This window comes from Gilliamella sp. wkB308 (assembly GCF_001690185.1).
GTDB lineage: Bacteria > Pseudomonadota > Gammaproteobacteria > Enterobacterales > Orbaceae > Gilliamella > Gilliamella apicola_I.
In genome coordinates this window covers 473546-488110 of record NZ_LZGN01000038.1, presented here as the reverse complement: position 1 = coordinate 488110, position 14565 = coordinate 473546, and the positions used below count along the sequence as shown (strand labels likewise).

Sequence of the window (14565 nt, the reverse complement as noted above, 5' to 3'; positions counted from 1 at the left end):
AAATTAATTCGTTTAATCTTCAACATTTACCCTTCTTTACTATGATTAGGCTATCAATCCTATTTTTATTGTAATCGTTCTACTTGGTATACTTTTTGCACTGTTTAATTAGCCTGCAAAGCAATAATTAATCGTGAGGTGAAAAATGGTCGCAAGTTTGAATATCAATCGAAGAAAATTGTTAACAATGTCTTCCGCAGCAATTGCTGGTTTGACTGTCAATCAATTACTATCTAAAGCTTATGCTCAAGAAACACAAAAAACAGTGTCATACTCGTTACCAATACTTGATAACGTAGTAACACCTAATCTTAATAATCCTGTAAGACTAAATTTTAATGAAAATGCGCTTGGTATGTCAGGATCAGCTAAACAAGCAGCCATCGATGCGATTCCTAAAGCCAATCGTTATGCGAAAGCTGAAATGCCACTGCTAAACAAACGATTAGCTAAACATCATAATGTAAGTGATGATCACATTTTGCTAACGGCTGGTTCATCCGAAGGTATTCGAAGTGCAATAGCCGCTTATGTGAAACCGGATACACAATTAGTGATACCGGAATTAACGTATAGTGACGGTGAACATTTTGCTAAAATCTTTAAATTAAAAGTAACCAAAGTACCCTGCCTACCCGATTGGCAAATAGATATTAAGGGTTTGCAAAAAGCAGTTGAGGATTATCAAGGATCTTCAATCGTTTATTTAGTCAACCCTAATAATCCTACTTCGACTGTATTTGCCAATAGCGAAATAGAATCATGGTTGACAAGTAAACCCAAAAATACGGTATTTATTGTCGATGAAGCCTATGCCGAATTTGTGAATGATCCAGCTTTTAAGTCGGTTGATTACTTAATTTCAAAGGGGTTTGATAATATTGTTTTATTGAAAACGTTTTCAAAAATTCATGCTATGGCTGGTTTACGTGTCGGTTATGTGGTGAGTTCAGCGGATAATATTCGTCAAATTGCTCAGTATGTAGCAGGCGAAAAGTTAAATTATTGCGGTGTATGTGCGGCTTTAGCGTCAATGGATGATATTCAGTTTTTAACTTATTCTAAAAAAGCGGTTGATGTGTCACGCACAATTATGGAAAAGACTTTGTCAGATTTAGGTTTACATTATCTTAAATCTGAAACGAACTTTTTGTTTCATAAAAGCCCGATTGATTTAAAAAAATATCGGGAACTTATGAAACAAAATTTTATTTTAATAGGACGAGATTTTGAGCCTGCCACAAATTGGTGTCGAATATCATTAGGGACACCAAGTGAAATGCTTTATGTTGCAAATGTTATGCGAAATTTGAAAAGTCAGTCTTTAATTTAAGTTGAAATCACAGATTGTGCTGATAGTATCATGCTCACTTGTCATGATGTGATAAGTGAGCATTTTAATCGTTTTTTTAGATGTCGTTTATTCGTCTTGCCATCCAATAGCGCTGTTTCCAATAAGACTCGTTTAGGTTGGAATAGATGACACCTTTCGATGTCGAGGCATGTAAAAATTTTCCATCCGTGTAATAGATGCCGACATGTAATCCACTACCTCGTCCACCGGTTTTGAAAAAGACTAAATCACCTGCTTTGGGTTTCGTCACTTTATAACCTAGTTTGGCTTGCTCAGCTGCACTTCTTGGCAATCGTTTAGCTAGCTTATTTTTAAAAAAATTCATGACTAAAGCTGAACAATCGCTTCCTGCTAGGGTTGTTCCACCATAACGGTATGGCGTACCTTGCCATTTTTTGTAATGGGATTCTATTTTAGCTAACATAGCCGTTTCTGATCTTAGCGTATTTGAGGTAACTTGTCCCCGACTACTGCTACAGCCAAATAGCATAAACATAGATAAAATTAACGTGAGAATAAAACAACGTTTCCTTAGACTAAAACAACTGCTTAGCAACGTCACGTATCGTTGATTGCCTTTTTTTGTCATATCTTTTGGTTCCCTTGTTTAAGTTTGACCAGTGTGAATAACGTCTTGCAATTTTTAGACTTTTGGGTAATACACCCTTTTCCCATTCGCTTTTATCCAAATTAGACAATTGAATCGGGTCGGTATTTGCATGACTACGATTATTCAAATTTTCTTTAAGACGAATTAATCGCAATGAAAGAAAACAGATAATTGCATCGTCAACACTTAATTTACTGTATCCAGATAGCTGGTAGCGCATTCTAGATCCATAATGTTTGGCCGTTTGCATTAGCGTGCCTACAGCGCCACCAATCAACGCAGCAGACCCGAAGGTCAATCCTCCGGTTGCTAAATCGATGCTTGCACCGATAGTGGCACCCGATACAAAACCTTTGGTTAAATGAACGCCCATGCTTTTTAACGCATCAATATTGAAAAGATCCGCTTTGTAGCGCCCTTTAATTAAGGGTAAACCTTGTTCGCTTTCGTGCTCAGCATCAAATTGATAAAGCGACAATAATTCATCAATGGCTTTTTGTTCTCGCTTTCTTACTTTATTTTGCATATCAACTATGGCTTGCTTATCATCCGTTTTTGCCATTTGATAAAATGCAGTCACATCAACCAGTGTTTCTGCAATAATTAAGTTAGCACTTTGATTGCGAGAGTCTCGTAATTCCGTTATCTTATTTAGCCATTCATCTAAAATAGCTTTAGCTGGCTCAATCATAAGCGCAAGGCTTTTGTACAATCTTTCTTCACCATCCAATGGAGGCACGATCGCGTCGAACCTTATGATAGCATGTATTCCGACTCGTGAGAGTAACATTTTCCATTCTTTTTCATTCTGGTTTTGTTGTGCAGTAAAATTTAACACCGCTAAAATAGGTTTATCACTATTGGCTAAGATAGCTAATTCATCATGAAACTTAGGTAATATAGGCTCTCTCACATCAATAACATAGATAGCCGCATCACTATTTAGTAGCTGTTTAATCACTTTTGCTTCTTGGTTGAATTGGTTTTCTGCCTCTGGGCTTTGTAAAAAAATCGTTAATTTATCAATGCCATCGAGTTTATGATTGGTAGGCAAAAGTTGATTAATATAATCGTATAGTGCCAAGCTATCTTCTAAACCAGGTGTATCATAAAAGATAATCGATTTTTGATTGCTTAGTTTTATTTTTATGGATTCGACATGCCTTGTTGTGCCTGGTTTATTCGAAACCTCACCAAAATGACTATTGCGAATTAATGTCCGTAATAATGAGGTTTTACCAACATTAGCGTGACCAACAACGGCTAATTTTAATGTGGTGAGCATTTTACAGTTCCTCTTTTAACCATGATGGTTGAGCAAACTCAAACGGTAAAGATTGCCAGTTGTTAAGTTGGTGACCTTGATTGATAAACCAAATACGGTTTTGTTGCGATTTTTCTGTTAATTGACTGAGTAAATTTAATACTCCTCGATCGGGTGATCGGTCGGTATCAATAGCGATTAATAATTTTTTAGCGGGGTTTATTTGAAGATAATCTAAAATCTGTTTGCGCTGTTCACGGGTATTTATAAAACCTAAAAAAGTGACCGACGCTGGCGGAGTCCAGCTTTCAGGAATATCTACCGCAACTAAAAAAATTCCTTCACCATTGTTTATAAAATGTTTGGTTAAATCAATATTAAGATCTTGTTTATGCGTATCTTCATCCACAATATGGATTGAAATCGGTTGTAAATCATTAGCCAAAATTTGATATTCAGGTAAGTTTAAATTCAATTTTACTTTAAGGCAACTGACCATCCAGTTAATACCACAAATGATCATGCAAATAAAACGTACTGCTAATCCGTAAACAATAAACACGCCAAGTAACCAAATCGCCCATGCAGATCGGACTTCACTAGCATTAAGGGCGCGTTCGCTGTATCGAATAATCTCATCTTGCGGAATGGAAAACCCCAATATTGAAGGTAATACCCCTAAATAATGAGTCACTTTTATAATTTCATCGGGGTTAAGTAAGGTTGATTTCCATTCGAAGCTATAATGTTGTGTCGAAAACATGACCACCAGTACAACAAGGGCAAAGCTTAAGATGATTGTCCAAAAAAGATTGAGTACAAACCCAATTAGCCATCGAATTTTACCGCCAAACAGTTGTACAAACGCAGGAATCAGTTCTTGTATGGTCTTTTTTTGAGATAGCTTTTTAGCTAACCATAACCAACAATGGATAAGAATACTTCCGCCCATATTGGAAAAGAAAAAAAAGGAACAAATCCAGATTAAAAAGGTGATGAGGTGAACGCCTAATAAGCTGAAAAGTGCCCAGTATAAATTAACAGGATTTTGATTGAGTGCACTAAACGCTAATGTCACGCCTAGAAAAACGGAAAGTAACAGGAGCAGTACAAAAGAAATTTTTATCGCATGCAGCAAGATAGTTTGCGCTGTATAAAGTCCATTTTGCTTAGACAACATCACCGCTCGTAGGATAATTCGATCGGATAATGATGATTGTGTAGCCCTTGCCTTTCGATTGATATCTTGATCGGCGTATCGACCTGATTCATTTTCAATCAAGCGTATCGTTTCAGCAAGCCATAAAGATTTTAACTTTTCTCGCATTATACTTATCTTAAAATGAGATTAATGAAGCATAAAAGAAACGCGACTTAAGTCGCGCTGTGTAAGTTAAATATATTACTGTGCTATTTCACCAATTTTACTTAATAAAGTTTGAATACGTTGTTGCCAAACTTGTTGATCTTGTTTTAATTTTACGTTTTCATCACGTAGTGCTTTCATTTCGTCTGAACTGTCATTAATCAACTGTTCTAATTCTTGATTTCCTTGTTTTAGCGTTGCAATCTCTTGTTGTAATGTACTGATAGTATTCACAGTATGTTGGATTTTAGTTTCCAATTGATTCAATATTTCTAATGACATATTTTTCCTCAGACTTTATTTACTTGGTGTATAATGTCTACTATTATAACGAATTCATTCTAAAATCAACACCTTTTTAAAATTTAAGTTGGAGAAAATTATGCGTAAACCTCTCGTGATGGGTAACTGGAAACTCAATGGTAGTATCGAAATGGCTAAAAACTTAGTTGCCGAACTAAGAAATGAGCTATCGACGGATGTCGAATGTGATGTTGCGATTGCTCCACCAGTCGTTTATTTAGATTTTGTTAAGCACCAATTAGGTGGTTCAAATATTCTTTTAGGCGCTCAAGATGTCGGAATTAACTTATCTGGCGCTTATACTGGTGAAGTATCCATCAACATGCTAAAAGAAGTTGGGGTCACGCATATTATTATTGGTCATTCTGAACGTCGTACTTATCATAAAGAATCAGATGAATTTATCGCTAAAAAATTTGCTGTCATCAAAGAAGCAGGTTTAGTTCCTGTACTTTGTATTGGTGAAACCGAAGCTGAAAATGAAGCTGGTCAAACTCAAACTGTTTGTGCTCGTCAGATTGATGCGGTAATTAATGCATTAGGTGTTCAAGCTTTCAATGGCGCAGTTATTGCTTATGAACCTGTATGGGCAATTGGTACAGGCAAATCAGCAACCCCTGCTCAGGCTCAAGCCGTTCATAAATTTATTCGTGACCATATTGCAAAACAAGATGCAAAAGTGGCTGAACAAGTCATTATTCAATACGGTGGTTCGGTCAATGATAAAAATGCCGCTGAGTTATTTACTCAACCTGATATTGATGGTGCATTAGTAGGTGGCGCATCATTAAAAGCAGATGCATTTGCAGCTATTGTTAAAGCAGCGGAAAAAGCAAAAAATTAATTTTTTACAACGTAATAATAAGATAAAAGACGCCAAATAGGCGTCTTTCAATTGAAACTTAAATAATTTTATTTGTATTTGACTTTATTCGATTTTGAGTTATATCGAGAAGGCCAAATTTGTTCAGCAGGAACTTTTAAATATTCTGAAATAATATGTTCATACTTAGGACAATGACGATAAAGTGCGTTTCGTAGAGTATCAGCTTGCAAACCACTCGCACGAGATAGACCTCTTAAATTTCCACCTCTAATTTTAATTTCGCCTACTACTCTTGATGGAGTCCAGTCTTGATCTTGTTCGCTCATTATGAGATCCTCTATAAGTTTATTTTTTTGCTATCCAAAAGATTATCGGTATACAACACTAGCATGGTGTAAATTCCAAGCGAAAGAATAACACATAAAAAAACGAATTAAAACAAGAAAAATAAAAAATAACGCAAAATGGATTATAAAAATGAAAGAAAGCAACATAAAAACAACTGAAGATCAAGAAAAAACACGAATTCTTAAAGAAACAGGTGTTATCGATTTTAAACATCGACTTACCTTAGTCTTAGAGAGTTTATCCGGTAATGCCTTTGCCAAAAAAGTGGGCATGTCTGAAGCCGTTATTCGTGACTATTTATCAGGTAAAACTTACCCTTCTCTGAATAGATTAGCAATTATCGCACAAAAATGTGATATTCCTATTGAGTGGTTAGCAACAGGTAAAGGTGAATGTCGGTTACTTCCCGATACAGAACGTCGTGGTTTTGTCTATATCCCTTTTTATAAATTAAATGAATTTGATACTAATAAGTCTCTAGTACAGATCGAGGCAATACCGTTTGATATCACATTGATTAAACATCAACTTTTTGACAATGATGACTTGCGGGCGGTTTGGGCTAAAGGTGATAGCATGGAGCCGACGATATCAAATCATGATATTCTGATTATTAATACTGCCCATAGTAAACCGATTGATGGGTATCTTTATGCCGTGCAATATGATGATCAGATAAGTATTAAACGCATCCAAAATCAGGGTTCTAACATTGCTTTGCTCTGTGATAATCCAAAATATCCATCTATTAGAGTAGACAAAAATGAACCCCAAGATTTTAAAATTATTGGTCATGTCGTTTATCTGTTGAAGGATCTTTATTAACAATATTGGGTATTGATTGTATTTTTTTATGGCATATAAAATAAGTGGTTTTGTTGATTAATGTTGATAGAATCGCTTATTAAGAAATTTAGGCACTCGTTTTTTTTCTTTAGATTTTAGAAAGATTAATGAGTAAAAAAACGTAAAAATGTTTAAGTATCCGTCTATGTTCCAGTAAAAAAAATGTTCTCAATCAGAATTCTTATTGGCATAAATTTATGCTTTTGGGGTCATTTATGCTAAAATTAGCCATTATTTTTTAAAGACCATGTTAGTTACTATGCCAAATATGAATACTTCCCCAAAAGTTGTCGTCGGTATGTCTGGTGGCGTTGATTCTTCTGTTTCAGCATATTTACTTCAGCAACAAGGTTATCAAGTTGTTGGTTTATTTATGAAGAACTGGGAAGAAGACGATACAGATGAATACTGTTCAGCGGCTGTTGACTTAGCCGATGCTCAAGCTGTTTGTGATAAACTCAATATTAAACTTTATACTATTAATTTTGCAGCTGAATATTGGGATAACGTATTTGAACATTTTTTATCAGAATATAAAGCAGGCCGAACCCCTAATCCCGATATTTTATGTAATAAAGAAATTAAATTTAAAGCATTTTTAGAGTATGCAGCGCAAGATCTTGGTGCCGATTATATTGCAACAGGTCATTATGTTCGTAAACGTACCACTGGTGATAAAGTCGAATTATTGCGTGGGGTAGATAATAATAAAGACCAAAGTTACTTTTTATATACGTTAAGCGAAGGCCAAGTTAGACAAAGTCTGTTTCCTGTTGGGGAACTTGAAAAACCGCAAGTTCGTAAAATCGCTGAGCAGCTAGGATTAGCTACTGCATCCAAAAAAGACTCTACAGGAATTTGCTTTATTGGCGAACGAAAGTTTAGTGACTTTTTAGCTCGATATTTACCGGCTCAAGCTGGTGCAATTCGTACAGTGGATGGACAGATTATCGGTAAACATCAAGGACTTATGTATCACACTTTAGGACAACGTAAAGGACTAGGAATTGGTGGATTAAAACAAGCCGATGATACCCCATGGTATGTTGTGGATAAAGACATTAAAAATAATGAACTTATTGTTGCTCAAGGTCATGATCACCCTGCGCTATTTTCTGATGGTCTGATTGCACAACAATTACATTGGGTCGATAGAAAAGCTGTGACCAAACCTTTTACTTGTACGGTGAAAACGCGTTATCGTCAACAAGATATTCAATGCCAAGTCAATCCAGTATCAGAAGATAAAATCGAAGTGATTTTTGCTCACCCTGTAGCAGCGGTGACACCCGGGCAATCTGCTGTATTTTATCAAGACGAAGTCTGTCTAGGTGGCGGCATTATTGAGGAACGTATTATTCGAAGTAAGGAGAGTTCGAGTGACAAATAAGTATTATCATACTACTATTGCCCTTGCCGGTGTAATACAAAGTTCTGTTTTAGTTCCCCAGTTGGCCAATACTGGGATTTGTAGTTCAACACTTTATGAGCAAACTATTCAGAGCCTTTTTATTACCTCACCACAAACGACCGAAGAAGTGTATGGTGGTATCAAAAATATTAAAACGGGTTTACAAACATTAGTTTATCTGTTTTCATCAGGGCAAAAAGAACAACTGGATGTTGTTCGCTATCTTTTAAGTACATTAAGTATTACCAGTAAATTAATAAAAAATAATGATGCATTAAATAATATTGATCAGCGTTTAACTCGTATTTCGGGATTGTATCCTGTTATGAATGAAGAAACGATTAGTTCACATGTAGATGATCTGTCTTATTCGTTAGCCGGTATTTATTCAGATATTATTAGCCCATTAACCACAAAAATCAAAGTGATGGGTAAAATTGAGTATTTACAAAACTCTTTAGTTCAAGCAAAGGTGAGAACGTCGTTGTTGGGTTGTATTCGTTCTGCTATTTTATGGTACCAAGTAGGGGGAAGCCGTTTACAGCTATTTTTTCAACGAAAACGCTTAATAAAAACGGCTCAAACGCTTTTGCAAGAAATTGAAAAAGCAAATTCACTTTAATTTTTTTATTACTATTTTAACATCGTAACGGAGTTATCCCGATGGAATTATCTGCACTTACCGCCCTTTCGCCTATTGATGGTCGTTATGGAGATAAAACGACAGAATTACGTACTATTTTTAGCGAATATGGTTTATTAAAATACCGTGTACAAGTCGAAGTTCGTTGGTTACAAAAATTAGCTTCACACCCCGAAATTATTGAAGTGCCTGCACTTAGCCAATCAGCCTTGGCGCATCTTAATCAGATTGTTGAACAGTTTAACGAAGATGATGCTAAACGTATTAAAGCGATTGAAAAAACAACCAATCACGATGTTAAAGCGGTTGAGTATTTTCTTAAAGAAAAAGTGAAAACGAATGAAGAGCTACACGCTGTCAATGAGTTTATTCATTTTGCCTGTACATCCGAAGATATTAATAATTTATCGTATGCTTTAATGTTAAAAATGGCGAAAGAAAGTGTTTTAATCCCGTATTGGAAAAAAGTAATTGATAAAATTACTGATCAGGCTAAAGCGTATCGTAATTTACCTTTACTTTCCAGAACTCATGGCCAACCTGCTACCCCATCAACTATTGGTAAAGAATTTGCTAATGTCGCTTATCGCTTACAACGTCAATTAAAACAGCTACAATCTGTAGAAATACTGGGTAAAATCAATGGGGCTACTGGTAACTATAATGCGCATATTGTGGCATATCCTCACCTTGACTGGCATCAATTTAGTGAAGAGTTTGTCTGTTCTTTGGGTTTACAATGGAATCCGTTTACAACTCAAATTGAACCGCATGATTATATTGCTGAGTTTTTTGATTGTGTTGCTCGATTTAATACCATTATGATCGACTTTAATCGTGATATTTGGGGTTATATCTCACTAAATCACTTTAAACAAAAAACGGTAGCTGGCGAAATTGGTTCATCAACCATGCCACACAAGGTCAATCCAATCGATTTTGAAAACTCTGAAGGCAACCTTGGCATAGCTAATGCCATTATGAATCATTTAGGTAGCAAACTGCCAATTTCCCGTTTTCAACGTGATTTAACAGATTCAACCGTTTTACGTAATCTTGGTGTGGGTATTGGTTATGCAATCATTGCTTATCAATCAACCTTAAAAGGATTAAGTAAACTTGAAGTGAATCAAGAGTATTTACTTGATGAGCTCAATCGTAATTGGGAAGTCTTAGCTGAACCTATTCAAACAGTGATGCGACGTTATGGTATTGAAAAACCTTACGAGAAACTAAAAGAGTTGACTCGAGGAAAGCGTGTCGATGCCGAAGGAATGAAGCAGTTTATTGATTCGCTAGATTTACCAGAAAATGAAAAATCACGTTTGAAACAGTTAACACCAGCCAACTATATTGGTTACGCATCAATGTTTATTGATAAACTTTAATTATCTTTTGTTGGTCAATAATCTGAAACATCATTGAATAATGTTTCAGATTATATTGAATCACAATACATGAATGAATGATGTCAATTTGTGATTAAATAACATATGTTTATTCTTATAAACCTTTAAGACATCAATAATAAAACAACATTTAAAGTATTTAATAGGAACATCCATTGAAAATCCGCATTGCAACAAGGAAAAGCCCTTTAGCTCTTTGGCAAGCTAACTATGTTAAACAGCAGCTATTAGCCATTCACCCAGATTTGTCTGTAGAACTCATCCCTATGGTGACAAAAGGTGATATATTACTCGATAGCCCATTATCAAAAATAGGTGGCAAAGGATTATTTGTTAAACAATTGGAAGAAGCCATTTTAAATAATGAAGCTGATATTGCAGTGCATTCCATAAAAGATATTCCCGTGCATTTTCCCGATGGACTCACACTTGCAACAATCTGCAAACGGGATGATGTCCGAGATGCATTTATCTCAAATCATTACCAAAATTTATCACAGTTACCTTCTGGTGCGGTGGTTGGTACATCAAGTTTACGACGACAATGTCAATTACGTGCGCTTTATCCACATTTGCACATTAAAGACCTACGAGGCAACATTGGTACCCGTTTAGCAAAATTAGACAATCAAGAATATGATGCAATTATTTTAGCAGCAGTAGGATTAAAACGTCTATCATTGCAAGACCGTATTAAACAATATATCGATACTGATTTAATCTTACCTGCTGTCGGTCAAGGGGCAATTGGTATTGAAACACGTGCCAATGATAAGCAAATTTTAGCTTTACTCGCACCTTTAGATGACCCAAATAGTCGAATTTGCATACAAGCTGAAAGAGCGATGAATCAACAATTGCAAGGGGGTTGTCAAGTTCCGATTGCTTGTCTTAGCCAAATTTTGGATGATAAGCTATTTTTAAAGGGTTTAGTTGGCAAAACAGATGGTTCTACAATAATCAAAGTCCCCCTGTCTGGTAGTATTACTCAAGCAGAACAGTTAGGACGAGATGTCGCCAATGAATTGTTAATGCTTGGAGCTAACGCAATTTTAGAGGAATTGAATAGCGAATGATTTTCGTCACCCGCCCTTCACCGCAAGGTGAAGAATTGACTAAATTATTAAATCAAGCCAATTTACAGGCTACCCATCTTCCTTTATTTAGAATTTCAGCAGGTAAGGATCTGCTGAATTTACAAAACGATTTAAACCAATTATTGCCAAATGATATTGTTATTGCAGTATCGCCACAGGTCGCAAATGTCATCACAACGTTTAGTCCGAATCTTAATTTTCCTAAACATTTACAATACTTTGCTATAGGAAACAAAACCGCGGAACTGATCCGTCAATTCGTTCATAAATCGGTGAGTTTTCCGAAACAAGAAAATAGTGAAGGATTACTTGCCTTATTCGATACTGATATGGTGAAAAACCGAAGGGTTTTAATTTTACGAGGTGATTCAGGAAGACAGCTAATTGCCGATACATTAAGTGCCAAGCAAGCCCAAGTCAAACTAGTAGAATGTTATTCTCGTCATGCGATATCCTATCCGTTTGACATATTGAGTAATGCCATTGAGCATCAGGTCGTTATCATTACCAGTATTGAACATTTACATCAACTTGAGTTGTATTGCCAAACAGAACATAAAAAACATGCTTGTTTAGTGGTGACCAGTTTCAGAATTTTTGAGGAAGCTAAACGCCTAAACTGGCAAAATATTGTTTTAGCCAAAAGCGCAAATAATCAAATTTTATTTAAAACAATGATAAGTCTATGTCATAATAATATCAATTATATAAAATCATCTAAATGAGGTTTTTATGCCGATTCGATTTTATGGAGCTAACGCAACCAGTTCAACGATTAGTACCACCTCATTTAGTCAACCTTTTACAACCGATGCACTAACACAAGTGAACAATATTATGAAAGAAGATAAAAATACGATAACAACAAATTCAAGTCCAAAAACAGAAAAAAAATCGACTTCTTCATCCAGCAAAAATAATGTCAATAAAGTACCCATTTCAAAACTATCGCTTGTAGCTATTGCTTTAACTTTAGGCTTAGGTGGCTTTGTTTTTTATCACGGTCATGAGCAACTTGAAAAACAAAACAGCACTATTTCAATGCTTGAAATGGAAATAGCCAATTTAAAACAAAGCACTAAGCAGAGTATTGTTAAGGATTTAGAAAATAATATCAACGATGCGGTAACCAAACAAAACCAGCAGTTTTCATCGCTTGAAGATCGTGTTACCAATCAGTTAAATGAGCAACAAAAGTTACAACGACAGTTAACCAATCAAATCAATGACACAATTAAGTTAAATGAACAAAATCTTCATAACTTTAACGAGCGTTTGTCAGCAATGTCGAGCACGGATAATAATGTTTGGCTGATATCGCAAGCTAACTATTTAGTCCATTTAGCCGCTCGAAAAATCTGGAGTGACCAAGATTATACCACTGCACGTTTGTTATTAAGAAATGCGGATGAAAGTTTAGCACAAACAAATGATCCTAGTTTATTACCAGCCAGACAAGCCATTAATAAAGATATCAGTTCGCTTTCTGAACTGAGTTTTATCGATTCTGACGGTATTGTTTTGAATTTAATTAGTCTTTCGGATTCGTTGACTGATCTTCCTTTAGTTGAGAATTATAATGATATTGATCTTGGCTTAACGCAGTATAATGATGCGTTGCCAGTTGATGATTCTCACAGCGCATCTTCAGATACTGATTCAGAAAATAAAATTGACCCAACTAAAAGTTCCGAAAATGAGGTCACTTCGTCAATTTCTGATTGGTCACATAATTTATGGGCAAACATTGATTCTTTTATGCAAAAATTTATTACCATTGAAAAATTGGATAAAAATGACAATAACTTTGCGACCTGTTTGTCACAAGCAGGCAAAGATGAAAAGCAGATCGTTAGATGCCATATTTTAAGTACTCCACTAAATTTAGAACAATCACTGTATCTTCGTGAAAATATTCGTTTCCGTCTGTTAATAGCCGCACAAGCTGTGCCTCGACATCAAGAATTGATTTATCAACGTTCGCTTAATGATGTTGCAGTTTGGGTTAATGCTTATTTTGATAATAATTCGCCAAGTGTTAAAGCCTTCCTAAGTGATCTTGATAATTTGCAAAATCAAACAATTAGTAATAAAAGCGTTCCTGACAGATTAGCTAGCTTAAGTGAACTTGAGAAGTTAATGCAAACTCGTGTTCGTTCTATGTTGGCTAAATAGGAGAATAATAATGATTAAAATATTAGTTATTTTCTTAGCATTAGTTGGGGGATTCTTTTTAGGACCTTTATTGCAATTCAATCAAGGTTCAGCAGTATTTATTATCGCGAATTATAAAATTAGCATGTCCTTCAATTCGTTTGTTATTTTATTATTGTTGGCACTTTTTTGTCTTTATTTGATTGATCGATTATTTAAAAAAATCTTCAATTCTAAAACAGCTTTCGGTAATTGGCTCCGTTTAAAATCGCCTCATAAAGCAAAAAAATTAATTGAACAAGCACAATTTTTATTACTTGAAGGTAACTATCAACAAGCTGCTAAACTTTTTATGAAAAGTGCTAAGGGGGCAACCAATACAACATTATCTTATTTATTAGCGGCACAAGCGAATATTGATAATGATCAGTTGATTCAAGCCAACCAAATGCTCGAAGCAGCAGCTGCGACTTGCCAACCTAGCGAAAAATTTGCTTTCCAATTGGTTCAAGTTCGCTTACAGCTTAAGAATCATGAATATGATAATGCTCATACTATTATTGAAAGTTTGTTAAATGAAAAGCCACGTAATGCCGAAGTGTTAAGGCTTGCAGATCAACTTTATTATGAAATGGGTAATTATCAAGCTGTCATTGATTTATTACCTATTATGTATAAAGTGAAAACGTATAGTGATTCTCAATTAGATCAGTTTAAACAAGCTGCTTATATTGCTCGAATCAAACAGTTATCAACCGATAATGATCCGCTTGCGTTAATTAAATGGTGGAAATCACAACCAAAAGCTATACTTAATAATACTGCGTATCAAAAAGCAATGGCTAACTACCTTAAACAACTTGGTCAAACTGTCGAAGCAGATAAATTGCTGGAATCAGTAGCTAAAATTAAAGATCAAGAAAGAACGTAAAAA

General features: G+C 35.3%; 15 protein-coding genes. 10 read left to right on the top strand and 5 right to left on the bottom strand.

Features of this window, described 5'->3' with window-relative positions; all coding sequences use genetic code 11:
• The first annotated feature begins 145 nt into the window (after window positions 1–145).
• Complete coding sequence (locus A9G10_RS10085) at window positions 146–1333, top strand: pyridoxal phosphate-dependent aminotransferase (protein WP_065559401.1); 1188 nt, start codon at window positions 146–148, stop codon at window positions 1331–1333.
• A 76-nt stretch (window positions 1334–1409) separates the two neighbouring features.
• Here the strand turns inward: A9G10_RS10085 and A9G10_RS10080 are convergent, their stop codons facing one another.
• The 4 genes from A9G10_RS10080 to zapB all read right to left on the bottom strand — a co-directional run bounded on the left by A9G10_RS10080 (window position 1410) and on the right by zapB (window position 4876).
• Entirely contained in the window at window positions 1410–1943 is a 534-nt protein-coding gene (locus A9G10_RS10080) for a C40 family peptidase (protein WP_081299181.1), read from the bottom strand.
• Entirely contained in the window at window positions 1891–3249 is a 1359-nt protein-coding gene (locus A9G10_RS10075; RefSeq protein WP_065559399.1) for a GTPase/DUF3482 domain-containing protein, read from the bottom strand. Before A9G10_RS10075 ends, A9G10_RS10080 begins: the two co-directional genes overlap by 53 nt.
• A 1-nt stretch (window position 3250) precedes the next feature.
• The gene (locus tag A9G10_RS10070; RefSeq protein ID WP_065559398.1) at window positions 3251–4555 is read right to left on the bottom strand and encodes a DUF2868 domain-containing protein; all 1305 of its coding nucleotides are present in this window, start codon (window positions 4553–4555) and stop codon (window positions 3251–3253) included.
• Window positions 4556–4630: 75 nt separating this feature from the next.
• On the bottom strand, window positions 4631–4876 hold the full coding sequence (zapB, locus tag A9G10_RS10065; protein WP_065559397.1) for a cell division protein ZapB: 246 nt from the start codon (window positions 4874–4876) through the stop codon (window positions 4631–4633).
• 100 nt (window positions 4877–4976) lie between these two features.
• Between zapB and tpiA the strand changes: the two genes are divergently transcribed.
• Window positions 4977–5741 carry a triose-phosphate isomerase gene (gene tpiA / locus A9G10_RS10060; RefSeq protein ID WP_065559396.1) on the top strand — a complete coding sequence of 255 codons (765 nt, stop codon included), beginning with the start codon at window positions 4977–4979 and terminating at the stop codon, window positions 5739–5741.
• 68 nt (window positions 5742–5809) lie between these two features.
• Here tpiA and A9G10_RS10055 read toward each other — a convergent pair whose 3' ends face one another.
• Window positions 5810–6049: a helix-turn-helix domain-containing protein gene (locus A9G10_RS10055; RefSeq protein WP_065559395.1), complete on the bottom strand. Its 240-nt coding sequence runs from the start codon at window positions 6047–6049 to the stop codon at window positions 5810–5812.
• Between the two features lie 151 nt (window positions 6050–6200).
• Between A9G10_RS10055 and A9G10_RS10050 the strand changes: the two genes are divergently transcribed.
• The 8 genes from A9G10_RS10050 to A9G10_RS10015 all read left to right on the top strand — a co-directional run bounded on the left by A9G10_RS10050 (window position 6201) and on the right by A9G10_RS10015 (window position 14562).
• Window positions 6201–6896: a LexA family transcriptional regulator gene (locus A9G10_RS10050; protein WP_065559394.1), complete on the top strand. Its 696-nt coding sequence runs from the start codon at window positions 6201–6203 to the stop codon at window positions 6894–6896.
• A gap of 280 nt (window positions 6897–7176) precedes the next feature.
• Window positions 7177–8307 (top strand): tRNA 2-thiouridine(34) synthase MnmA, encoded by a 1131-nt coding sequence (mnmA, locus tag A9G10_RS10045; RefSeq protein ID WP_065559393.1) that lies wholly within the window; start codon window positions 7177–7179, stop codon window positions 8305–8307.
• Window positions 8297–8950, top strand: coding sequence for a high frequency lysogenization protein HflD (gene hflD / locus A9G10_RS10040; RefSeq protein WP_065559392.1), 654 nt, complete (start codon window positions 8297–8299; stop codon window positions 8948–8950). Before mnmA ends, hflD begins: the two co-directional genes overlap by 11 nt.
• Window positions 8951–8991: 41 nt before the next feature.
• Window positions 8992–10359 carry an adenylosuccinate lyase gene (gene purB / locus A9G10_RS10035; RefSeq protein ID WP_065559391.1) on the top strand — a complete coding sequence of 456 codons (1368 nt, stop codon included), beginning with the start codon at window positions 8992–8994 and terminating at the stop codon, window positions 10357–10359.
• 176 nt (window positions 10360–10535) lie between these two features.
• Window positions 10536–11456, top strand: a complete 921-nt coding sequence (gene hemC, locus A9G10_RS10030; RefSeq protein ID WP_065559390.1) for a hydroxymethylbilane synthase — start codon at window positions 10536–10538, stop codon at window positions 11454–11456.
• Window positions 11453–12202, top strand: a complete 750-nt coding sequence (locus A9G10_RS10025; protein ID WP_065559389.1) for a uroporphyrinogen-III synthase — start codon at window positions 11453–11455, stop codon at window positions 12200–12202. Before hemC ends, A9G10_RS10025 begins: the two co-directional genes overlap by 4 nt.
• A gap of 7 nt (window positions 12203–12209) precedes the next feature.
• Complete coding sequence (locus tag A9G10_RS10020) at window positions 12210–13652, top strand: uroporphyrinogen-III C-methyltransferase (protein ID WP_065559388.1); 1443 nt, start codon at window positions 12210–12212, stop codon at window positions 13650–13652.
• 10 nt (window positions 13653–13662) lie between these two features.
• Entirely contained in the window at window positions 13663–14562 is a 900-nt protein-coding gene (locus A9G10_RS10015) for a heme biosynthesis HemY N-terminal domain-containing protein (protein ID WP_065559387.1), read from the top strand.
• Window positions 14563–14565 lie beyond the last annotated feature (3 nt).